Source organism: Neptunicella marina (assembly GCF_014270035.1).
Taxonomy (GTDB): Bacteria; Pseudomonadota; Gammaproteobacteria; order Enterobacterales; family Alteromonadaceae; genus Neptunicella; species Neptunicella marina.
This window is the reverse complement of record NZ_JACNEP010000012.1, coordinates 59,355-83,891: the sequence shown is the minus strand read 5'-3', so window position 1 is coordinate 83,891 and position 24,537 is coordinate 59,355. Positions and strand designations below refer to the sequence as shown.

Annotated in this window: 16 protein-coding genes; 8 read left to right on the top strand and 8 right to left on the bottom strand. The window is 42.6% G+C overall.

Features of this window, described 5'->3' with window-relative positions; genetic code table 11:
• Positions 1-78 precede the first annotated feature (78 nt).
• On the top strand, positions 79-1,575 hold the full coding sequence (gene putP / locus H8B19_RS14020; RefSeq protein WP_186507512.1) for a sodium/proline symporter PutP: 1,497 nt from the start codon (positions 79-81) through the stop codon (positions 1,573-1,575).
• Positions 1,576-1,594: 19 nt separating this feature from the next.
• Positions 1,595-2,728, top strand: coding sequence for a glutamate 5-kinase (gene proB, locus H8B19_RS14015; protein WP_186507541.1), 1,134 nt, complete (start codon positions 1,595-1,597; stop codon positions 2,726-2,728).
• A 12-nt stretch (positions 2,729-2,740) separates the two neighbouring features.
• Here proB and H8B19_RS14010 read toward each other — a convergent pair whose 3' ends face one another.
• Positions 2,741-3,730 carry a pectinesterase family protein gene (locus H8B19_RS14010; RefSeq protein WP_186507511.1) on the bottom strand — a complete coding sequence of 330 codons (990 nt, stop codon included), beginning with the start codon at positions 3,728-3,730 and terminating at the stop codon, positions 2,741-2,743.
• 196 nt (positions 3,731-3,926) lie between these two features.
• Between H8B19_RS14010 and H8B19_RS14005 the strand changes: the two genes are divergently transcribed.
• On the top strand, positions 3,927-4,364 hold the full coding sequence (locus H8B19_RS14005) for a hypothetical protein (RefSeq protein ID WP_186507510.1): 438 nt from the start codon (positions 3,927-3,929) through the stop codon (positions 4,362-4,364).
• 42 nt (positions 4,365-4,406) lie between these two features.
• On the opposite strand, the gene H8B19_RS14000 is transcribed toward H8B19_RS14005, so the two are convergent.
• Genes H8B19_RS14000 through H8B19_RS13985 form a run of 4 tightly spaced genes read right to left on the bottom strand, consistent with a single transcriptional unit; the run spans position 4,407 to position 8,949 of the window.
• Positions 4,407-5,624 (bottom strand): ABC transporter permease, encoded by a 1,218-nt coding sequence (locus H8B19_RS14000; protein WP_241737618.1) that lies wholly within the window; start codon positions 5,622-5,624, stop codon positions 4,407-4,409.
• An 11-nt stretch (positions 5,625-5,635) separates the two neighbouring features.
• Positions 5,636-6,946 carry an ABC transporter permease gene (locus H8B19_RS13995; RefSeq protein ID WP_186507509.1) on the bottom strand — a complete coding sequence of 437 codons (1,311 nt, stop codon included), beginning with the start codon at positions 6,944-6,946 and terminating at the stop codon, positions 5,636-5,638.
• A gap of 10 nt (positions 6,947-6,956) precedes the next feature.
• Entirely contained in the window at positions 6,957-7,658 is a 702-nt protein-coding gene (locus H8B19_RS13990; RefSeq protein ID WP_186507508.1) for an ABC transporter ATP-binding protein, read from the bottom strand.
• A 16-nt stretch (positions 7,659-7,674) separates the two neighbouring features.
• On the bottom strand, positions 7,675-8,949 hold the full coding sequence (locus H8B19_RS13985) for an efflux RND transporter periplasmic adaptor subunit (RefSeq protein WP_186507507.1): 1,275 nt from the start codon (positions 8,947-8,949) through the stop codon (positions 7,675-7,677).
• A 295-nt stretch (positions 8,950-9,244) separates the two neighbouring features.
• Between H8B19_RS13985 and H8B19_RS13980 the strand changes: the two genes are divergently transcribed.
• Positions 9,245-10,021, top strand: coding sequence for a type 2 periplasmic-binding domain-containing protein (locus tag H8B19_RS13980; RefSeq protein ID WP_186507506.1), 777 nt, complete (start codon positions 9,245-9,247; stop codon positions 10,019-10,021).
• A 51-nt stretch (positions 10,022-10,072) separates the two neighbouring features.
• On the opposite strand, the gene H8B19_RS13975 is transcribed toward H8B19_RS13980, so the two are convergent.
• Genes H8B19_RS13975 through H8B19_RS13965 form a run of 3 tightly spaced genes read right to left on the bottom strand, consistent with a single transcriptional unit; the run spans position 10,073 to position 17,490 of the window.
• On the bottom strand, positions 10,073-13,141 hold the full coding sequence (locus H8B19_RS13975; RefSeq protein ID WP_186507505.1) for an efflux RND transporter permease subunit: 3,069 nt from the start codon (positions 13,139-13,141) through the stop codon (positions 10,073-10,075).
• Positions 13,138-16,407, bottom strand: coding sequence for an efflux RND transporter permease subunit (locus tag H8B19_RS13970; RefSeq protein WP_186507504.1), 3,270 nt, complete (start codon positions 16,405-16,407; stop codon positions 13,138-13,140). Before H8B19_RS13970 ends, H8B19_RS13975 begins: the two co-directional genes overlap by 4 nt.
• 18 nt (positions 16,408-16,425) lie before the next feature.
• Positions 16,426-17,490 carry an efflux RND transporter periplasmic adaptor subunit gene (locus tag H8B19_RS13965; RefSeq protein ID WP_186507503.1) on the bottom strand — a complete coding sequence of 355 codons (1,065 nt, stop codon included), beginning with the start codon at positions 17,488-17,490 and terminating at the stop codon, positions 16,426-16,428.
• A 317-nt stretch (positions 17,491-17,807) separates the two neighbouring features.
• On the opposite strand from H8B19_RS13965, the gene H8B19_RS13960 reads away from it, so the two are divergent.
• From H8B19_RS13960 to H8B19_RS13945, 4 genes are all read left to right on the top strand, one after another.
• Positions 17,808-18,743, top strand: coding sequence for a sensor domain-containing diguanylate cyclase (locus H8B19_RS13960; RefSeq protein WP_186507502.1), 936 nt, complete (start codon positions 17,808-17,810; stop codon positions 18,741-18,743).
• Positions 18,744-18,909: 166 nt separating this feature from the next.
• Complete coding sequence (locus H8B19_RS13955; protein WP_186507501.1) at positions 18,910-20,970, top strand: TonB-dependent receptor; 2,061 nt, start codon at positions 18,910-18,912, stop codon at positions 20,968-20,970.
• Between the two features lie 157 nt (positions 20,971-21,127).
• Positions 21,128-22,486 carry a GGDEF domain-containing protein gene (locus tag H8B19_RS13950; RefSeq protein WP_186507500.1) on the top strand — a complete coding sequence of 453 codons (1,359 nt, stop codon included), beginning with the start codon at positions 21,128-21,130 and terminating at the stop codon, positions 22,484-22,486.
• A gap of 152 nt (positions 22,487-22,638) precedes the next feature.
• Positions 22,639-24,378, top strand: coding sequence for a cellulase family glycosylhydrolase (locus H8B19_RS13945; protein WP_186507499.1), 1,740 nt, complete (start codon positions 22,639-22,641; stop codon positions 24,376-24,378).
• The last annotated feature ends 159 nt before the right edge of the window (positions 24,379-24,537 follow it).

The following is a 24,537-nucleotide window of genomic DNA, read 5'->3' as shown; positions in this document are numbered from 1 at the left end:
CAATTACGTCTATTCAAAAAAACAAAAACCACTCTGCATCAATTAATCATAACAAGAGCCAAGTAGGGCAATAAAAATATGCATTACAGTACTTATATATCGTTGGCGATTTATTTCATCGCTATGTTAATGATTGGGCTTTTTGCCTATCGAAATTCAACCAGTGATATTTCGGGTTATATTTTAGGGGGCCGACAAGTTAGTCCTCAGGTCACTGCATTATCAGCAGGCGCTTCGGATATGAGCGGCTGGATGTTAATGGGGTTGCCGGGTGCAATGTTTGTTATGGGATTTGAAACCCTGTGGATTGCATTAGGGCTATTAATAGGCGCGCTGGCAAATTATCTGCTTGTGGCACCTCGATTAAGAGTTTTTACTGAAGTGGCGGATGACGCTTTAACGTTACCCGACTATTTCGCCAAACGTTTTGGTTTGCAAAATGGTCCGATTCGGGTGATATCAGCCACAGTTATTATTATTTTCTTTACACTCTATACCTCTGCCGGAATTACTTCAGGCGGTAAGTTATTTGAATCTGCATTTGGATTAAGCTACGAACTGGGATTGTTTATCACCGTATCAGTGGTTGTGGCATACACCTTACTGGGCGGCTTTTTGGCCGTGAGCATGACTGACTTTGTGCAAGGTTGCATTATGTTTGTTGCGCTGGTTTTGGTGCCGTTTGTGGCCTATACCCAGTTTGATAATGCCAGTGACCTAATGAGTAGTGCAGAACAAACCATTAAACCTTTTTCCTCCATGTTTAACGATGTTGGTTTGCTGGCGATTATTTCCAGTCTGGCGTGGGGATTAGGTTATTTTGGTCAGCCTCATATTATTGTTCGTTTTATGGCGATACGTTCAGTACCTGATATTAAAACTGCGCGTCGCATAGGCATGAGCTGGATGACTGTCACGCTTATCGGTGCTGTTATGACAGGATTAGTTGGTGTGGCTTATATTAATAAATTTCCACAAACCATTGACGATCCTGAAACCATTTTCATTTTGTTCTCAGAGATATTATTCCATCCGATTATCAGCGGATTTCTACTGGCAGCCATTTTAGCGGCCATTATGAGTACTATTTCGTCTCAGCTTTTGGTGTCATCAAGTTCACTTACCGAAGATGTATACCGCGCCTTTTTAAATAAAAATGTCAGTGAAGGGCAGATTGTTAAAATTGGTCGTATTGGCGTTGTAGTGGTCGCAATTGTTGCCAGTTTACTGGCGCTGGACCGTTCCAGTACTATTCTTGATTTAGTCAGTAATGCATGGGCTGGCTTTGGAGCGGCGTTTGGCCCATTGGTATTATTTAGTTTGTTCTGGAAAGGTATGACACACCGCGGTGCGGTAGCGGGTATTGTAACCGGTGCTGCTACTGTACTGTTTTGGATTTATGCCCCTGTGCTGGCTGATGGGGCGAGCCTGAGTTCCGTTATTTATGAAATTGTCCCTGGCTTTATCGTCAGTTCACTCAGCATTATGTTGGTCAGTCATTTTGATGGCTCTCCAAAAGAAGCGGTGCAAAAGCAATTTCTCGCTGCTCAACAGCAACTTGAGCAATATAGTTAATTAACCAAGAAGGATTATGATGAATAAATTCCAGTGGCAACGCGTCGTTATTAAAGTAGGCAGTGCACTAATAGCGCCAGATAATCAGGGCTGTAGTTCCCAGTATCTGCTCAGCATCGCTCAATTTATATTACGTTGCCGTATGCATGGAATCGAGGTCATATTGGTATCTTCCGGCTCAGTGGCAGCCGGAAGACACCTGTTCTCCAACATTGAGGAGGAAACCATCGCGCTTAAAAAGGCAATGGCTGCTGCAGGGCAAACCAGTATGATGGCTACCTGGGATCGTTTTTTTGATTTCCCTTGTGCACAAATATTATTAACCCACGGCGATTTAGCCGATCGCGAACGCTATGTCAGTATTCGTGAAACCGTATTTTCGTTATTGCAAGGTGGTTTATTGCCGATAATCAACGAAAATGACACCGTTACCACTGATGATTTAAAAGTGGGGGATAATGATAATCTGGCGGCGATGGTCGCAGCGGCGGCTGATGCTGATACTCTTATTATCTGTTCTGATGTAAAAGGGTTGTACAACAAAAACCCCAATAAATTTGACGATGCAGAGTTGATCCCGGAAGTGCACGAAATCAATGAAAGTATCTATTCAATGGCAGGTGGGGCAGATAGCGCCGTTGGCACCGGGGGAATGAAAACCAAAATTGAAGCAGCGGAAAAAGCGACATCACATGGTATTTCCACCTTCATCATTAATGGTTTTGAGGAAGCGGCTTTTAATGACCTGTTAAATGGCATTAACCCGGGTACTCAGTTCACCCCTTATAAAAGTCCTTTGCATGAACGTTTGCACTGGATGACGCACACCACCAAGGAACAGGGTGAGGTGATTGTCGATAAAGATTTTTCCGAGCCGCTTAACCAAAATTCCGAACAATTAACCTCGGAAGAAATTGTTGAGGTAAAAGGGGACTTTTCGATAGGTGATACTATTTTGGTGAGAAGCAATGATGGACGTCGTCTGGCCAAGGCAACATCAAATTACAGTAGTTGTATGTTGACTTATTTGTCAGAACAGCAAATTGAAGATATCAATATGCAACCAGGGCCTATTATTTCGGATCAGGATATTGCGATGCTGGACAAAACGCCGGCAGAAGCAAAGAAAGTGAGCGTTGACAAAAAGGACTGATCTCAGTCCTTTTTACTTTAAAAACGTCGCGTCACGTAAATACCAGTTTGTGTATCCGGCTTGATTAAGCAGGTTATCTAACTGGTATTTTTTTGCCTGTTTCCCGGTTAACTGATGGCTCCAACTCACTCGTTTATCGGTATTGGCGCCAGCGCCAACGTTATTAAACTCAGCATAAAAACTCGTGTGATGCACCTGAGGTTTTGACCAGTCATGCCAGCCCTCAGGGTGAATACCTGCTGGCAATTGACTGTCTATCCATACTGTCTGGGCGTAAGGCCGCCAAGGGCGACCTAAATAAACCTGGTCAATGCCATTTCCCAGAGTCACTTTGTTGTGAAGAAACACCAAACCAAATGGTGCATTGTCATCTGTGGAGGCAGCAGTAATATAAGAGGAGGATTTCGCATGAATATGGCAGTGATCGAATACTGCGCTGGCATTGCCAAAAATAAAATCAGTCGTACCTTCCACGTAGCAGTTTTTAAAAAGTTGCAGATTACCTTCACCACTCACATACAAACTGTCCTGATTACCAATAATCGCCACATTATCTACAACAACACGATTGGCATTTACCGCTAGCGCTATAGCCTGACCTACCGGGCCTGCATTATTTTTGATGGTCAGATTTTTAATCAGGGTGTCGTCAGCATTTACCTCAAGTGTAGCGGTTAAAAAAGTACTGTTACGCCCTTTGTTAATGTGTTTGAAGTGATCGGCAAATTCAATAATCGTTTTATCTTTACTTTCACCAATTAAGGCTACTCTGGGATTCCACGCATATAAATTTACTTTTTCGTGATAGATGCCATTTTTTATGCGGATTTGAATCTGTTTATCGGGGAAAGACTTTGTATCATTTATGGCATCCTGAATGCTGGTGTAATCTGCACTGCCATCCTGAGCCACCAGCAACTGGTATTTCACACTGGCTTGTGCCTGAATTGAAAATGCAAAGACGGTGGCAAACGTTAGTCGTAAATATAGGGGTGTTTTCATGCTGTTAGACTATTCAAATTCTGTTTTGCAAAGCAGCATAATCAAATATTCAGGTTTTGTTAAAAACTAAACTTATTTGAATTCAAATAAGAAACAAAATTTAAGTCACATGTTTTTCTGGTGATTGTTATTTGAATAGTTTTGTATGATGGCTTCAGGACAAACGTCAAACAATGTCTGATTATCAGGAGATTAAATGAAAAAATTATCAAAAATTTTATGTTCTTTGGGACTGTTGTGTTCTTCCTTCACAGTATCAGCCAATACAACAGACTTAACTACTTGTCTGGTTGATCACTTAAATGGCAAGGAGAGAAAAAATTTAGCGGTTTGGGTATTCATGGCAATGGCAGCTCATCCAGAAATCACCGGGTACACGACATTAACTGACGAAGCGAAAGAATCAATGGATAAAAATATTGGTACATTAATCACAAGGCTTCTCACCGATGATTGTCCGAAGGAACTCATGAGTGCTAACAAGCAGGATCCTCAAGCCTTAAAAAACTCATTTGAAGTTGTTGGTAAAGTTGCGATGCAGGAATTAATGACAAATCAGTCTGTTAGTGCGGCCCTGACCAATTACATAAAATATGCTAATCAGCAAAAGATTGGTGCGTTATTACAGCAATAAGCAGAAAAGGGCTGCGATGCAGCCCTGAGATATATCACTTAGTTATACATTACGGGTAGCGATTGCCGGAGGAATAGCCGCTGCACGTTTGGCAGGCCCCAAAACAGCAATTTGTCCCACTAACCACAGTACCACCATGCCAACCGGGATTAGATACCAGTCAATACGGCTTAATTCAAATGCCTGCATTAACCACATATTTAAACCCACGGTTAGCGCCGCGCCCACCATCACACCAACCGTACTAATCATAAAGTTTTCCAGCATAAAATAACGCAAAATAGCGCCCTGGGTTGCACCTAACGCCCGGCGGGTACCAATTTGTTTTTTGCGACGGTTAACACTAAAGCTCGCCAGTCCAACGATGCCAAGTGCAGTCACTATTGTCAGAATCACCATTACCGTGGTTAGGATATTGATCATGGCACTATGGCGACGATAACTACGGTCACGGGTTTCTTGCATACTGCGTAGTTCACGAACGATCCGGCCTTTATTGCTACTGGCAAGCATTTCTTCCACTTTGGGCATAATAATATCGCGCTGTCCTGGCTCAGTGCGTACCAAGTAACGATACGCGCTAAAGTCCATTAATTGCGGTACTAACATCACTCGCTCCAGCCCGTTCCAGCCGATCCAGGGCGCTTGCAGTTTATCAATGATCCCTTTAATAATGATGGGCTCGTTACGATTAATATAAACCGTTTTTCCTACCGCATTACGATAATCTTCATCGGGGTAGAGGTCTTCAGCCATCGCTTTGGTAATAAGGATCTGATCAGGCCAGTCATTTCTATCCCCATCGCGCCAGATGATATCTGACGCATTAAAGTCCTGGCCGGCAATAACATCCACATCAAAGGTATTAGTGCCATGCTCATCTACCATGTAAACGGCGACGCCAACACCATCCTGATCGTCACCGGGTTTGGTTTGCAATCCCATAGACCAGCCACCACCACTGATTGGAATGGCATTAACCTGGATCGCATCAACCACCCCCGGAAGGCCGCGTATCATGGCCAGGTCTTCCTGCACAGTGACCTGATTATTAAAATCCTTAGCAAACCCGGAACTGCGAATATAAAAACTGTTGGCTTCATCCATACCACTTTCACGTGCCATCAGCTCCTTACGCTCCATAATAATAAAAATGGAATTTACAATAATGGTCATGGTGACTGCTATTTGCAGTGCGATTAGAATCGCACCCACTTTATTGCGCATCAGCGCGCGTAAAATCGGTCCTGTTTCGAACATAACTGCTCTCCTTATTGGTCTTTTAATGCGCGCGCAGGTGCGATAGCACAGGCTCGCCATGTAGGGTACAGGCCGGCAGCAATACTGGATAACAATGCCAGTATTAACGCGATAATAACCAAATTAAAATCCAGAGAACTGACCCGGTCGGCAAAACTGCCATACAGTACTTTAATGCCCTGCAATCCAAGCATTGCCAGTCCCAGCCCTGCAATGCCTCCAGCCAGACCAATACAGGCGGTTTCAATTAAATGTTGTACAAAAATGTCTTTTCTGGATGCACCTACAGCGCGACGCAGGCTGATCTCGCCAGTCTTACCGGTAAATTTAGCCAGCAACAAGCCGATAGTGTTGAGCAAACAAACCAGCAAGAACATAAAGCTTAACCACAACATGATTTGCGCATCGTCAGCCACCACTTCCTGATTTTCCATCCACTCATTTACGTCAGACAAGCGATTATTTAATGGGCGGGCAAACCGACCCAGTGTTTTTTGCTCCTTAACATAATTATCGATATAGTCTTTATAGGCTTGTTTTTGCTGCTCGCTTTCCAGTTCAACCCACATCTGAAAATTAACACATTCCGAATTTAAGAAACCTTTGAAGCCATCATCCGGACGTTTCCAACAATTCGTATTACCACTAGAGGGTAGTTCCAGCTCTTCTTTAAGCATGATAGGCATAAACATTTCTTCAGGCTCTGCGAACTGATCTGTGGTTAAGTCATAAAAACGCGGTACCGGTACCCAGTTGTCTAACACTCCGACGACCTTGAAGTTATTACCCAGAACACGAATAGTCTTTCCTACAGAGTTTTGCCCACCAAATAATTTATCATTGGTTTCCCGGCTGATAACGGTGACAAATTCACGATTAACATCGGCTTCGTCGGACCAGCCTCCGCCGTATAAAAAGGGGGTATCAAACGCGCCAAAGAAATCCTTGCTGGTTAAGCGAATGCTGGCCATATAGGGCTTTGCATCCTGTTGTTCCGGTTCTACGGCTCCCACACTTTGGGCCATCATCACCTGACGTGTTGCTTTCTTTGCTTTTAATAAGTTTGTTGCATCCGTCCAGGTGAGCTGGTCGGGTGGTTCATTTGGCTCATCAAAGGGGTCGTTTGGATCCCAGCTGTCCAGTTGAACATAAAATAACTTGTCACTTTTTTGCGGAATAGGATCAGCGGACATTAGATAATTGACGGTAATGGTGGTCATACAGGCACCGATGCCCAGTGCAATAGCGGTCACCATTAGTCCACTCAATATGGGATTGCGTTTTATGCTGAGCAGCGCCAGCTTCAAATAATACTGAAACATGCGGTGCTCCTTAACTGTTTACGGCTTCGGGCATAGCTGAAACGTCATGTAATTCACTTACCCTGCCATCACGTACATAAATATTACGTGCGGCCTGAGCGGCCAGCGTGGCATCGTGAGTTACCATCACAATAGTGGTGCCTTTCTGATTGATTTCCTGCAACAGCTCCATGACGCTGTGTGCCATTTTGGTATCCAGATTACCGGTTGGTTCATCTGCTAATAAAAAACGGGGTTCACCTGCCAGCGCCCGGGCAATGGCAACACGTTGCTGTTGTCCACCGGAAAGCTGAGAGGGCAGGTGTTTCATACGGTTTGCCAGTCCCACCATTTCAAGGCTCTGCTCAATACGTTGTTTGCGTTCCGCTGCATTGAAGCCCCGATAGCGCAGCGGTACGTCAACATTATCAAACAAGCTAAGATCAGGGATTAAATTAAAACTCTGGAAAATGAAGCCAATTTTCTGATTTCGTAAAACACTTCGCTGATTGTCATTTAATTTACTGACATCTTTGCCGTCTAACATATAGGTTCCGGATTCAAATGTTTCGAGTAAGCCGGCGATGTTAAGGAAGGTGGTTTTACCTGAACCGGAAGGACCGGTTACCGCGACAAATTCACCTTCATCAACTTGCAGGTTAAAATCATTTAGCGCATGGGTTTCGACTAAATCTGTTCTGAAAATCTTTTTCACATTGTTCATGCTTAACATGGTGTGATCCCTTATCTTAATTATTGATTAATACGGTTTGAGCTCCCTGAAACTGATCCAGTCCAGAGATAATAATTTGGTCGCCGGCGTTTAATCCGTCGATAACTTCAACACTCGAAAGGCTGCGGGCTCCGGTATTGATGCGGCGACGCTCTGCAACACCATCACGGACAACATACGCCACTTTACCGTTGCCGCTTTCGAGGAACTGTCCACGTTGAACCATCAATACATCGGATTTGTTTTCCATCAGAATACGCGTGGTAAGACGCTGATTTTGGCGAAGACCAGCAGGAGATTGGGCGGCAAAACGCACCCGGCCGGTCACCTGATTGTTCTCAATCTCAGGGGAGATAGTGACCAGTTTAGCCAGATGCGTTTCACCATTGAGTGTCACTTCCGCTTCCATACCGATATTAAGATCATCGGCATAGCTTTCCGGGATAGCGACTTCCAGTTCGAACTCGGATAAGTCCACCACACTTAAAATAGGCTGATTTTTAGCGACCTGATTTTTTTGTTCAACAGCAAGGTTACCAACCAAACCGTCAACCGGTGAGCGAAGTGTCAATTCATTAACTTTACGCGTGAGTTCCTTAACCAGCAGGGATTGACGCTCTTGCTTAAGCTCCATAGTCTGAATTTCAAAGTTGAGACTCTCTTTGTTTAACTGAGCGTCTTCAACCGCATGTTTGTATACAAGTTTGGCGTTTTCCAGTTCATCCTGAGCTTTTTCAAAATCGATCTGACTAATCGCGTTGGTTTTATAGGCTGCATCAGCGCGGCGTTTTTCCCTGTCTGCTGCGGTTAACGACACTTTGGCCATATCCACTTCTTTTTGATTCTCAAGTGCCTGCTTTTTCGCCTGAATACGCTGACGATCCAGATCCATTTTTAAACTTAGTTCAGAGGATTCTTCCTGTTTTAACTGGTTAGTTAATTCAGGGCTGTCGATAATGGCCAGTACCTGACCTTTTTTAACCTGATCACCGGCATCAACTTTAAAGGTAATTGTGCCTTGTGCTGTACTGTATAAACGTGGGCTAACAGCTGCAACAACCTGTCCCTGAACGGATAAATCACGTACAAAGTCTCCTCTGGTCACCACCGCAGTGCGGATACGTTCGGCATTAATTGATGCTTCCGCACTAGACCATGTTGTGAGGCCAGGGAGCACGAAGGCACTCCCAGCCAACAGTGCGACGGCAACAGCGCCAGCCAACAGGTATTTTTTACTTTTGTTTTTGGGGGACAGAACTACATCCTGCCCGCTGGTATCTGAAATTTTCATTTCATCCCCTGTGTATGAAAAATTTGAACAATCAGGAGATAAGTCGAAGTAGAAATCAAAAAAGTTTAAATCGCGGGGAAATTAAATGTAGAAAAGTAACCAAAATGCATTTAAATCGACAATATTTAGAGTTTAGTGGTAACGTTAACAGCTAAACGCCAGGGCTTTAATTTAAGGCGTTGCAGTCAACGTTATAATAAAAACAAACATATTTAATATTGATATCACTATGCCATTCACAAAATTTATTCAGGGGTGTTTATTATTAGCAGCCCCGCTTTTTTCGGCGAAAGCAGTGCAATTTGTAGATCATATTGATCCTGCCAGTGAGGTGAAAGGTGAAGGATATTATTGTCTGTTATTAACTGCGGCACTTAAGGCTTCGGGAACTGAGTATGAGGCTCGTCATGCCGACATCCCGGATATTGAGCAGCGTTATATGATGTTTTTAAATAATGGTGATATCAATGTGATGTGGAAAATGACCAGTAACGAACTCGAAGAACAGACTTTACCCATTCGCATTCCATTATTAAAAGGATTGTTAGGATATCGTTTATTTGTTATCCGTAAGCAGGATCAGGCAATGTTTAGGCAAATAAGCTACGAAAATCAGCTAAAACGCCTCACTGCAATTCAGGGTTTGGGCTGGCAGGATGTGGCGATATTGCGTGATAACCAATACAAAGTTGAAACTACCAGCTGGTATAAATCCATTTATAAAATGCTGCACAATGGATATTTTGATTATTATCCCCGCTCAGTGATCGAAGCAAATACTGAACTGAACCAACATTCCTTCGATGATTTACAAATCGAACAGACCTTATTAATCAGGTATCCAACCGCGGTTTACTTCTTTGTTCAAAAAGACAACCAAAAACTTGCCAGTGCTATCGAAAAGGGATTGAAAATTATGCAGCAAAATGGCCAGTTTGACGCGTTGTTATTCGGATTTGCCAAACACAAAATTGCCTTACAAAAAGCCAGACTGAAACAACGCAAAGTATTTACACTGGACAATCCTCGGTTACCGGAAACAACCCCAACAGATCCGGCTCTTTGGTACTGAGTCTCAGTAAAAAGGCCGCTCAAAGCGGCCTCTCTTCCAGAAATGTTTAAACTACTGAATAACTTTTGCCACCAAAAGCTGACTTTTAGCTACCATTTTGCCGGTTTTACGTCTTATTTTTAACAATGTCAGATATGCCAGTGGTACAAGAAATAAACTGGTCATGGTTGAGAATACCAGTCCGCCAATAATGGCAATTGCCATAGGGGAATAGGGAGGACCATCACCGCCTACCTGAGTATTTCCAATCGCCAGTGGTAATAATCCCAGTACAGTGGTTGCTACTGTCATTAAAATAGGCCTTACCCGATTTAAACAACCTTCAACAATGGCATTGGCAACAGATAAGCCTTCATTTACCAGCTGGTTAATTCTGTCGACCAGCACGATACCATTATTAACCACGATCCCCATTAATATAAGCATGCCTATCATGCCCATTACCGACATGCTGGTTCCGGTAAATAAAAATGCCCAGAATACGCCGGTAAACGAAAATAATAACGATGTGATCACTGCAGTTGGAAGCAAAATAGACTCAAATAACGCCGCCATGACAACGTAAATCATACATATTGCCAGTAACATATTGGTTTTCATTACCTGCGTTTCTTCATCATGACGACGAAAACTACCATCCAGCGTCCAGTTATAACCGGCCGGCAATTCTATATTCGCCAGAGCGTTTTCAATTCGCTCCCGGGCTTGCTCGATCGTGGTGTCCTTATCCAGATTTGCACCAATAACGATTGCTGTCTGACGATAATGACGGGTAATTTCAGATAATCTCGGTACCACTTGCATATCAGCAACCATATCCAGCGTAATGTTTTGTTGCTCTGTTCGCTTTAAACTCAGACGTTTTAATTCTGTAATATCATGTTGAAGAGCCTGATCAAACAAGACTTTTACGCCCACTTCACCGGTTTCACTGTGCCTGAAAGTGCGTAAGTTCTGGCCTCGTAAAGCAGTTGAAATAATACCGGAAATATCCTCGGCACTGAGCCCGAAACGGTAGGCTTTTTGCCGATCTATAGTTATGCGTAACTCATATTTTTGACTTTGCTGATCGGTTTTTACGTCGCTCAAACCCTTTATATTCGCGATAACCGGTACCAATTGGTCAGATAATTTAACTAACGTTTCTGAAGATTGACCTAACAGAGTGATTTTTACCCCGCCACCGCCAGACTCATCCCAGTTAAAGCTGGGTTTAGCCCGCACGAAAGCGGGAAAATCCTTGCTTATCGCTTGTTTAATTTCGGCCTGAGTAACCGGCAAATCATCATTTAATGTAATACCAGATACGGCATGACCCGGGTTGTAATAACTGTATACCTGCTTGATATGAAACCGCTCTTTATTGTTATACAAATAGGTTTCCATTTTATTCACGGTCTTTTCCACTTCTTCCAGCGTATAGCTGCTGGTGATACCGTAATTAAGCCAGATACGATTGTTGTTATTATTGTCATTATCACTGGTAACGACTCCCATGGGGATAGCAGTGCTCACTAAAATGGCTAAAGCAATAAGCCCTGTTTTTCCCTGATGAGTTAATGTCCAGTGCAGTGCATTTTTATACCAGCGAGCAACTGCATTGGGTGATCTGACAGAATCAGGCTGAGGCGCGGTGCCTTTCATTTTAGTGGTGAGCAGTGGGATCAATGTTTGTGCAATTAATAATGAAGCAAACAAAGATATACAAATCGCAATGGCAACGTGTTCCAAAAACACCGTAAGATCTATTTTTTTACCCACGATATTTGGCAAAAAGACAATGGCTGTGGTTGCGGTACCGGCAATGACGGCCAAACTGACTTTGCTTACACCTTGTCTGGTGGCTTCAACAGGATCACTGGTAGATTGCTTTTCCTGAAAAATACTCTCTGTCACCACAACCGCGTTATCCACCAACATGCCCACCGCGAGCATTAATCCCATCATAGACAAAATATTCAGGGTGTAACCCATAAAATACATGCAGGCCAGAGTGATGCAAATAGAGAAGGGCACAGATAAAACCACTATCATGGTGGTGGTAAACTGGCGTAAAAAGGCATATAAAACAAGTACCGACAGCGCAGCCCCCAAAAGTCCGGCATTCAGTAAATCATCCAGTGACTTGGTGACACTGTGTGCTTCATCATCCATCATAAATAACTTAATGCCGTCAAAAGCGGGGTTGGCACGTGCTTCTTCAATCACTTTTTTAACGCGTTCAGATACCTTAACCAGATTAGCCCCCGATTCACGGAAGATATTAAACCCAACAGCATAAGTACGGTCCAGATGACGTCCTTCTGTGCGTTCCGGCGTTTCATAGTTAATCTGTGCAATATCTTTTAAACGAATACCCTTTGATATGTAAAGATCTTCGAAATCCTGTTTAGAGCTGAACTGCCCTTGAGGATTAATCGTAATTTTGCGGTCTGCTTCAAAGAAGTGACCACCATTGATAGAGAAATTAGCAGCCTGTAATTGCTGAATTAATTGCAGAGTGTTGACGTGCAACGCAGCAATACGATCGCTATCCAACCGAATCGAAATCTGGCGTTTCTGTACACCATAAAGTTCAACTTTTGATACACCCGCAACCCGTTCTAATGGCATTTTCAGGTTACGGTCAAGCAAATCATAAGCATTGGATAAATCCCGCTCGCTGGATACCCGAAACTGAAAAATCGGACTGTCAGATGTATTAAACTGATAAACCAACACGCGTTCTGCGTCTTTAGGCAACAAATGACGAATACTGTCGACTTTTTCTCTGGCTTCCACGCTTTTGGCTTTAAGGTTTTCGTCCCATTTAAACTCAATTTCAACCACTGCCTGAGATTCATTTGAACGTGAGCGTAAACGTGTAATGCCCGACATAGTGGCTAATACTTCTTCCAGTGGTTTGGTGATCATTTTTTCCACTTCCACTGGTGTACCGTTGTTGTAGGGCACAACCACTACAATAAAAGGCACATCAATTGCCGGAAAGCGCTCCAGTGGCAATAAACGACTGGAAAACAGCCCCAGAATCAGCAATGACAAAAATAACATGCAAATGGTAACGGGCTTTTTAATCGCAAATGATGCGAGGGATGCACCCATTTGGTCTAATTTACTCATGCAGATTCTCCGTTATAGTGCTTTTTGTCAAAAAGGCTATACAACACCGGGATCATAAACAGAGTTAGCAGGGTGGCGAACAATAAACCAAATATTACAGTGATCGCCATGGGGGTACGAATTTCGGCGCCTTCACCAAGCCCCATAGCCATGGGTAGCAGTCCTAATGTGGTTGTCAGCGTCGTCATTAGAATTGGGCGTAATCGACTGGCCGCAGATTCAAATATAGCTTGTTGTTTTTCCATTCCTTGTTCACGTAACTGGTTTATTCTGTCAACCAGTACGATTGCGTTATTTACAACAATACCTGCCAGCATAATCAGCCCGATAAATACCACAACTGATACATTGGTATCACTTAAATAGAGGCCATAAATGGAGCCCGCACAGGCCAGAGGTACTGTAAAGAGAATCAGGAAAGGGTGTAATAGTGACTCAAACTGTGACGCCATAACCAGATAAACCATAAACACGGCAAGGATCAGAGCAAATTTCAGAGAGTCAAATGACACCTCCATCTCTTCATTCTGACCTGCAACACTGGCTTTAAATCCAACCGGTAATTGCAGCTCTGCAATTAGTTGCTTAGCTTCCAAAGCGGCTTCACCTAAATCACCATAGGCAAGGTTACTGGAAATAACCGCAACTCTTTGCTGACTAACGCGGGTGATTTCACTTGGGCCAACTGCCATATCAATTGTCGCAACGGCTGATAACGGAATAGCAGGGGAGCCGCCAGGGTTAACCGCCACATTACCGATATCGGTGACTGAATCGCGCTGTTGTTCCTGTACTCTCACCAGAATATCAATTTTGCGATCATTTAAGGTAAACTGAGTGGCCACCTCTCCACCAATTTTGGCTGAAACGAGTTTTGATACATCAGGCGCTTTAAGACCGAGTTGTGCCAACTTTGCGTGGTTAAAATATATACGCAATTCGGGGTTGCCAGCTTGCAAATTGGTTTTTACATCTGCAAATCGCGGATTTTCCTGCATTAAGTTAACCAGCTTGTCACTATAAGTCGTCAATTGCTGCAAGTTGTATCCACTAATTTCAATTTCAAGGGGAGTAGAAAAACTAAACAATTGAGGTTTACCAAATTTTGCAGTCACTCCAGCCTGGTCGCGCAGGAATTCACGCATTTTTTGTTTCACTTGTATTTCCTGCTGTGCGTTACTGTGTGCAGCTAACACGACATTTAGCCGTCCCCAGTTATCACCTCCCTGACCTGGAGACGCGTTCATTAAACTGCCGGTTCCAGCCAGAGAATAAGTACGTTCAACGTCGGTAAGTGTTTGAGTGAAGTCTGCCAGTGACTTCAGGGCGTTATCTGTTTGTTCTAACTTCGCGCCATTGGGCAGAGTTAACTCAACAAAAAACTCACCCTGTGTCATGGACGGGATTAACTCCATGCCCAGTTTAGGTACCAGTAACAGGGATGCCGCAGACAAGCCTAAAATAACCACTAATAATGCGATGGGGCGTTTCAACGCACGAGCTAATGTAAGTTGATAACTGTGGTTTACCTTTTCAAAGGCCCAGTTAAACACAGCCAAAACGGGCGTAAATATCAGACCTAACCCTTTTTTTACAATTCGAAATAGTGTAGCGACTGCCGCAGAAAAACTCAGGCAAACAACATAAATTAGTTTTCCTGTCAGACTAAATAGCCACTTAAAAGGCAGGGTAAGATAATAAAATATTTTTGCCGTCACACTGTGAGGAACCGATGTTGATGATTGTGTATCCAGATCAAGTGTATCGGTGCTCGCAGGTTGTTTTTCACGAGCTGCCAGCATAGGAATTAAGGTCAGGGCAACGATGAGTGACGCACCAAGAGCAAAGGTAACAGTTAAAGCCTGATCGCTAAATAACTGGCCAGCGATGCCTTCAACAAATACCAGTGGAAAAAACACTGCCATAGTGGTTAAAGTGGAGGCAATAATTGCAGTTGATACCTCTTTGGTTCCTTTGGCTGCGGCTTCCTTAACCGACAATGATTGCTTAAGCCTATCAATATTTTCCAGCACCACAATTGAATTATCCACCAACAATCCAATCGCCAGAGCAATTCCCCCCAGACTCATGATATTCAGGCTAATGTCATTACTGTACATAAGATTAAAAGTGGCAATAACGGATACCGGAATAGACAAGGATATAATCAGAGTGGGCCAGATATTTTTAAGGAATAAAAACAGTACCAGCATGGCAAGTAATCCACCGGTTATCCCTGCTGATTTTACTTCCGATATCGCGTTGGCAATAAAAGTCGACTGGTCATAAACCGTGTACAACTTGTATTGTTCCGATAATTCCTTTTTTATTTCCTGAAGTCGCTGACCAACATTTCGCGCAACTTGCACAGTATTGGCGTCACCTTCTTTGTAGATGGTGATCTCCACACCTTCCAGCCCATTAAAACGTGTCACTGAATCACGTTCTTTATGCGCATCATAAACCTCGGCAATATCGCCAAGGCGTATCTGACGGTTATCGCGGGTGGCAATAAACAAATCACGCATGTCATCAAGGGTATTAAACTGATTAAGGGTTCTGACCAAATATTCCTGATTACCGTCTTCAACCTTGCCGCCTGAGCGATTAACGTTTTCGCTTTTCAGACGTTTGATGATGTCTTCTATTTTAATGTTAAGCTGGCTGGCCTTGTCCTGATTAAATAAAACCTGAATCTCATTTTCCAGTCCTCCGCCCACTTTAACCGATGCTACACCGGTAACCGATTCCAGCTTACGTTTTATCTGTTCCTCGGCGAAAGTCCGTAAGGATTTCATTTGTGCTAAATCAGTTGTGGAGGCCGTTGTTTCATTCTGAAAACCAAGCCCCAGTCGCATAATAGGATCGAGACTTGGATTAAAGCGCAGTAATAATGGACGCTTAACATCCAGCGGCAGCCACAATACGTCAAGCTTTTCGCGTACCTCCAGACTGGCAATGTCCATCTCTGTGCCCCATTCAAATTCAAGCACCACATCGGATTGCCCTGCTTTTGAGATGGATTCCACCCGTCGTACACCTTTAACCACACCGATGGCTTCTTCTATGGGTTTTGAGACAAGTTGTTCAACTTCGCCAGGCGCTGCACCTTCATAATTGGTACGGATAGTCAGTGTCGGATAGGAGAGTTCCGGCAACAGATTAAGCGATAAACGCGACAGAGATACAAAGCCAAATAACAATATGGCAAAAGTAAACATCCAGATAGTAACGGGACGTTTTACGGCAACATCTACAATATTCATATTGGTTCGTCCCTGACATTAACTGTTTACAATTTCAACGTGTGCGTTATCTTTTAGATTGTGATGCCCGGTTATCACCACCTGTTCCTGTCCGGACAGACCTTCAGTAATTTGAATCAGCCCATCCTCCTGATAGCCTGTTTTCACCGCAACTTTGCTTGCAATACCATCTTTTACAACAAATACGTTAAGTTTATTGTCCATATCAAGCAACGCCTGACGCGGTAACAATATGGCATCGTTTAAGGTGTTATAATTAATTTTAACCTGTGCAAACATACCTGCTTTAAGGTTGTTGTCGTCATTTGGCACACGTAAGGTGACTTTAAAGGTTCCCGTTTTAGCATCTATAACCGGGCTGATACGCTCTACATTTGCCGCGACGGTTTTATTGAGCAGTGCACTTAAACTGAGGCTGGCCAATTGACCTTTATGCACCCTGGACAATTCTTTTTCGGGTAAATAAACCACACCATACAATTGCTTTTGTTGCACGATATGAAACATTCTTTCACGTTGAAAAGATTCCGTCAGATTACCAACTTTGGCATTGCGCTCAGCGATATAGCCGGAAATAGGCGCGTGAATCGTGGTTTCCTGCAGGTCCAGCTCAGCCAGATCGAGTGATGCTTTAGCTGACTTATACTGAGCTTGCAGTTTGTCATATGCGTCATCGCTAACCAGTTTTTTCTGATAAACATCTTTAATTTTACTCAGCTCTTTTTCAATACCCGTGAGATTGGCCTGCGCTTTTTGTAAATTCAGGCGATAACGTTCTGTTTCAAGACGGGCGAGCACCTGGCCTTTTTCAACATAATCACCTTCCTCTACCAGGATCTCGTGAATAATGCCCGAAGCTCTGGCCACAACAAAGGCTTCTTCTTTCGCTTCCAGCACAGCAGTGGTTGAATAGTTTGATGAGATGCTACCTGTTGTTACCCTTGCAACTTCTACAGGAATATTGATGACTTCAGCTGCTTTATCAGTTTGTGCGGTTGCTTCAGCTTCACCACAGCCGTTAAGCAAAGGTAAAGACGCAATTAATGCGGTGAATAAAAGAGGTTTGAGCGTTGATTGAGCCATAACAATGTTCCCTAAGATATATTTAAACAGTGGTCAAATTAACCATTTTTATTTTCAATATCTTATCTGTTGCATGCCTTGTGCCAAACCAACTATCCCTTTAAAAACAAGTGGATAGAAAGTTTTTAATTTTATTCACTCACTTTGAAACATCAATTTTAGTCAATATCACTATTTATTCAGTTTTCTGCTTATTTCTATGAAATTTCAGGGGAATACGATGTCTTCATCGCGTGATACTTAAAGGCTTACTATACTTTTCGTAATTCATTCTATGCCATGCGGTAACAAGGCAAATAATATAAAGGTGCATTGATATGGATTCCGCAATTTCCACACTAACGTCACGTATTGGTGATTTTCTGGGAACCAGTGAAGATGGCTACGCCATTTATTCGCCGCAGGATATTTTGTTGGGATGCAATAAAGCGTATGCAAACATCCTGTACCGGGATGAGGCAGAACTAATTGGTAAAGGTTTTAATGATATTATTTTATTGTCTGTCGCAGACGGCATGGGGCCCAAAATATCTGATTCTGACCCACATAGCTGGCTAAAAAAGGTTAATCAGCAAAGGCGTTCAAAAGCGTACTGTTTGTTTGAAATTGAACTAAGTGACGGGCGATGGTTTCTGATTTCAGAACAAATTTTGCTTGGTTCAGGCGATATGCTGGTACAGGCGAAAAACATCACCAAGCAAAAACAACGCGAGATGACACTCTACGAACATTCCTTCCAGTTATCTAATCTGGCATCCATTGATGAGTTAACTCAGATAGCCAACAGACGAAGTTTCATTGCGCAATCCAAGACGGAACTGAACCGGGCTAATCGCTTTAATAATCCGGTGACATTCTGTTTGCTGGATATTGATTACTTTAAACAAGTCAACGATGAATACGGGCATGTTTTTGGCGACAAGGTCTTAAAAATGTTTGCTGACAAGGTAAAACCAACACTACGTCAGTATGATGTTTTTGGCCGTATGGGGGGAGAGGAATTTGGTATTTTATTGCCAAATACAAACCAGAAGCAGTCTTTGGATATTATGCAAAGACTACGTTGTTACATTGCCGGTCAGTTTTTTACTCACAATAATAAAAGTATTCAGTTAACCACTTCAATTGGAACAGCTTCCTGTCAGCAGGAGTATGATTTCGATCAGTTATATAACAACGCCGACATCGCGCTTTATGAGGCTAAAAGTAGTGGTCGAAATCAAGTTGTACCCACATTGTCATTGCTACTTTAAAAGGAGTGATGTTACGCAATAACAGACAGATGCAATCCAGCTTATCTAATACGGTATTGATAGTAATTGGCTGGTTTTAACCGTAAAAAAACAGTAAATTCCGCGGCCTATCTTTATTTGCAGATTAATTTATCAAATTATATTTTGATGCAGGAAGCCGTATTTTATGAAATCTATTTATCCCGCTCGTATTAGCCTTGCCGTTGCCCTGATATGCCAGAACTCTGTCTCTTTTGCCGATGACACTCTGGAAAAAATCACCGTTCTTGGTCATAACACTAATCTTATTGGTTCTTCAATTTCTGCTTCTGAAGGATGGGTGGGTGAGCAGGAAATCAGTGTTCGCCCTTTATTAAGAGCAGGGGAGTTAATCGAGCTGGTCCCCGGTATGGTTGCAACCCAGCATAGCGGTAGCGGTAAGGCAAACCAGTATTTTTTACGTGGATTTAATTTGGATCACGGTACTGATTTTGCCACGTTTGTGGATGGCATGCCGGTAAATATGCGCACTCACGGGCATGGACAGGGTTATACCGATATTAATTTCCTTATCCCGGAAATGGTCAGCAGTATGGCCTACAAAAAAGGGCCGTATTATGCTCAAACCGGCGATTTCTCCGGCGCTGGCAGTGCATTTTTTAGTTTGCGTCAGCAGCTGTCTCGTGGCCTTGCAAAATTAACATTAGGTAAAGATGCCTATGCCCGGGTTTTGCTTGCTGATAGTGTTAAAAATATAGCCAATGGTGAGTTGTTGTATGCCGTTGAAAAACAAACTTACGATGGTCCATGGACTGACATTAACGAAGATGTAAATAAAACCAACGTATTAATTAAACACACCAGCAAAGTAGCAGACGGACAACTCTCGTTCAGTTTTATGGGGTACGACAATAGTTGGAATAGTGCAGACCAAATCCCACAGCGCGCAGCTAACAGCGGTTTAATTGATGAATTAGGCTCTATTGATAAAACGTTAGGTGGTGAGTCTGGCCGTTATAGTGTTAGTGCAAACTGGGACGCTAAAAACGCGGCATTATCTGCCTACATCATAGATTACGATCTTAATTTATTTTCTAACTTCACTTACTTTTTAGATAATACTGATAAAGGTGATCAGTTTGAACAGGTGGATAAGCGACGTATCTATGGCGCAGCGGGCCACTATCACGTTGATTTTAGTAAGGCGTCGCGCACAACGGTTGGGTTTGAGACCCGTTTTGATGATATAGACGAGGTGGGATTATATAAAACCCGCCAAACCGTCAGGCAGGGAGCAGTAAGAAGTGATGCCGTTGATGAAAAAAGTGCTGCCATTTATGTTCAGCAAAGTGACGACTGGAATGACAATCTGCGCACAAACATAGGTGTACGTTATGATTATTACCGCTTTGGGGTTGATAGTTTAATTAGCAACAACATCAATGATATACCGCTTAGTACTAACAACGGTAATACGTCAGAAGGTTTATGGAGTATTAAAGGCAGCGCCACTTATCAACTTAACAACAATAGCGAAATATATCTGGCGGCGGGACAGGGTTTCCATTCCAATGATGCGCGTGGTACCACAACGAGAATAGATCCTAATGATGGCAGTCATATTGACCCGGTTGATCCGCTGGTTAAATCACATGGCAGTGAAATTGGCTATCGTTTCAACTGGCAGGACAGATGGAATACGTCTTTTGCGTTTTGGCGACTGACATTAGATTCAGAGCTGCTTTTTGTGGGCGATGCCGGTAATACCGAAGCTAGCCGTCCGAGTCGTCGCCAGGGCATTGAAGTGACCAGTTATTTTCGCCCGAACCAGCAGTGGACCTTTGATGCTGAGTATACCTATACACAAGCCGAGTTTACCGACAAGAATGACGACGGAAAATATATTCCCGGAGCACTTCGTGACGTCGTTCAACTGGGGGCAACAAGCAATTTTGCGAATAACTGGCAGGCAACGGTTCGTTTGCGTTACTTTGGGAGTCGTCCACTGATTGAAGATAATTCACAGCGTGCGGAGCCCGGTACTATTGTTAATTTACGTGTGGCAAAACATTGGCATGATTGGGCATTAAGCCTGGAAGTGCTCAATCTGCTGGATAGTAACGACCATGATATTGACTATTATTATGCCTCACGTTTATCTGGTGAAGCTGTAGAAGGTGTTGAAGATTTGCATTATCACCCTGTGGAACCCAGAACCGTCAGATTAACGATGCAATATCATTTTTAATTTAACGGTCTGTTACATATATTAGGGCAGGAGAGTACAGGCCAATAGCTACTCTTATACAGGCGTAAATTATTACGCATAATTTACGCCTGTATAAATTTGTTACCGATAAAAATTTGATAGAATTTCAATTACTTGAGGTATAGATGTAGTTCTGATGTTTAACTGGTTTTCCCCATCACTCACCCGAAAAATTGGTGGCCTGTCGGCCATACTTTTATCCTTTTTGTTCCTGGTTATCATCTATTCGGTGCATACACTACAGCAAATCGATACTGAAATGCGTGAAGTCGCTGAAATAGATATCCCGTTAACGGATGTCATGGATGAAGTTGAAATACTGCAATTGCATCAACATTTGTTAATGGAAAAAGTTGAATATCTTGATAAATCAACAGGTAATCAGGCGAATAAACATAATCTTATTCAGGAATTTAATCAGTTCAACCAACAATTATCTCAACAACTCGATAATGCAGTAGATATTGTCCGACACGGTCTTAACAACGGTAATATTCGGGTAGACCGTGAACAGCACCGGACATTTATTAAAGAGGTGGAAAAGTTACATCAACAACGACAGTTATTCGAGCAACATTTCTTAACAGCCATCAATGCCACGCATGATCAGTTCCAAATATGGCAAAAAGTAGATGAACAGGATCTGGTTCTGGATAGTAGAATTGAGTCGTTGCTTAAATCAATTGAAAACCTCACAGAGCAAATTGCCAGTTATACCGAAAAACATGAAAGGGATTTTTTACTGGTAAATAGTGTACTTGGTATCAGTGCTTTATTAATCGGAATTTATCTTACTCTTTATATTATTCAAACCTTCAGACAACGTATTGGTCGTTTGCAAGGCCAGGTACAAATACTTAATCATTCAATTAAAACGATGCAACCTGATGAAGTCATGCCAGACATGCAAAAGGGGGATGATGAGTTAACCGAACTTGAAAGTGAACTAAAACGCATGATGGAACGTCTGTCTCAGGACCTGACAGACAGAGAAGAAATTCAACAGCATCTGTTAGAGATTGCAACTCGTGACAAATTAACCAATGCCTATAATCGTCATAAATGGGATGAACAAATAGAGGTGGAACTTAAACTGGCTGCCCGAGGCAGTTATCTGAGTTTGTTATTACTGGATGTCGATCACTTCAAAACCATTAATGATAAGTATGGTCATGATGCGGGCGATGAAGTCCTGAGAATGTTGGTTAGCCGTCTGCGTTCCAGATTGCGTGCGACTGATCATATTTATCGTTTAGGCGGTGAAGAGTTTGCCATTTTGTTGAGACAAATAGACCTTGGGGCTGCACGAGTCACAGCGGAAGCCATACGACAGCATATCGCCATTATTAGTGATGATAATTTGCCTGCATTTACAGTTAGCATTGGGGTAAGTTGTTATGAACATAATGACGATGCTGATACCTTATTTAAACGGGCAGATAATGCATTGTACAAAGCCAAAATGTCTGGTCGTAATCGTGTCGAAATCGGTTAAAATTAATTAGCCTGCCATCTCACTACTATATTTCCCCCTAGGTAACCCTTTGATACATACATATTCATGAAAGCGCTTACATTTCATGGTATGTGTGTTATTTTCTGAAACCTTACATTAATAAAATTATTACAATTAAGAGGTTCAGATTAATGAATAAAATCAGGTTAACCAGTATTGCAATCTTCTTCACTGCATTATCTGTCAGCAGTTACGCTAAGGCAGAACAGGGATTTGTGCATGCAGAGGGACAGCAAATAGTTGATGGTAACAACCAGCCTCTCATTTTACGTGGAATGGGCTTAGGTGGCTGGATGCTTCAGGAAGGTTATATGCTGGAGCTTGGTCCAATTGGTACACAAACCAAAATAAAACAGGCCTTTAGCGAACTTATTGGGCCTGAAAAAACACAAAATTTCTATGATGCCTGGCTTAAAAACTTTATTACCAAAAGAGATATCGACGCAATGGCAAACTGGGGATACAACTCAGTGCGTTTACCTATGCATTTTAATTTATTTACATTACCTGTCGAACAGGAGCCGGTGAAAGGCGAGCAAACATGGCTGGCAAAAGGCTTTGATATGGTTGATGAGTTACTGGCCTGGAGTAAAGCCAATAACATTTATTTAATCCTTGATCTGCACGCGGCCCCGGGCGGGCAGGGCAATGACATTAATATTTCCGACCGCGATATAAGCTTGCCATCTTTATGGCAAAGCGATGAAAACCGTAATAAAACCATTGCGTTATGGAAAGAATTAGCACGTCGCTATAAACATGAACCCATGATTGCTGCCTATGACATAATTAATGAGCCTAACTGGGGATTTGAGAGTGTCGATGATAAACATGGTTGTAATGAAACCAGTAATAAACCTTTAGATAGCCTGTTAAAAGATATTACCAGGGCAATTCGCAGTGAAGATACACAGCATATGATCATTATTGAAGGGAACTGCTGGGGGAATAATTATCAGGGAATATCGCCAGACTGGGATGATAATATGGCCATCAGTTTCCACAAATACTGGAACGATACCACCACAGATAGCATTCAAACGCATTTAGCCATGCGTGAAAAATATAATAAGCCGGTTTGGTTGGGTGAATCCGGTGAGAACTCCAATCAGTGGTTTAGCGACGCTATTGGTCTGGCCGAAAGCCATGGCATCGGATGGGCATTTTGGCCATTGAAAAAAATCAGGTTAAATAACCCTCTGCAGGTGCCTGCCAATGAGGGCTATCTGGATGTGGTTAATTATCTGCTAAATAACGGCGAAAAGCCCAGTTCAGAACATGCTTACAAAGCACTTATGCAACTCACTCAGGATGTAAAATACGAAAATAATATCAAACACCCGGATGTTGCCGACGCCATGTTAATTCAGCCACACAACAAAAAAGCCCGTGCTTATAAAGACAATGTTATCACTAATAAAACCAGTATCGCTGCTGTAAATTATGATTTAGGTGGGCAGGGAGTAGGGTATTATGATGAACTGGCCAGTAACGTTAGTACACGGCCTGGAGGTAAACGCTGGAACCAGGGCATGACATACAGAAATGATGGTGTCGACATAACCTATTTAGCATCAGAGCCGGTTGTTAACGACTTTACTCACCAGGAATGGATGCAATATACCGTAAATGCGCAACAGGCAGGTCGTTACAGTCTTAGCATTAAATATCGAGCGGAAGATCCCAAAGGACAGATATCGGTATTGATCAATAATCAGCAGACAGCATCAACAAAAGTAACTGATTCAAAAGGATTAGAATTCGCCACACTAAATAATATTTCATTATATGAAGGTACAAACACAATTAGATTGCTTAACAGTGGTAAAACGCCGTTAACTATAGTGAATTTAACCTTTACCCGTCTTTAGATTTATTTATTGTCTGTATTAAAAAGGCTCTCTTCGGAGAGCTTTTTAGCTTTGTAAATAAACCTTACTCAATATAAATTCTCTAAAAAATAAACAAAGGTACATTTAACGCATTGATATTGTTAAAAATTTCAGTGAATTTATATTTTATTTCCTACA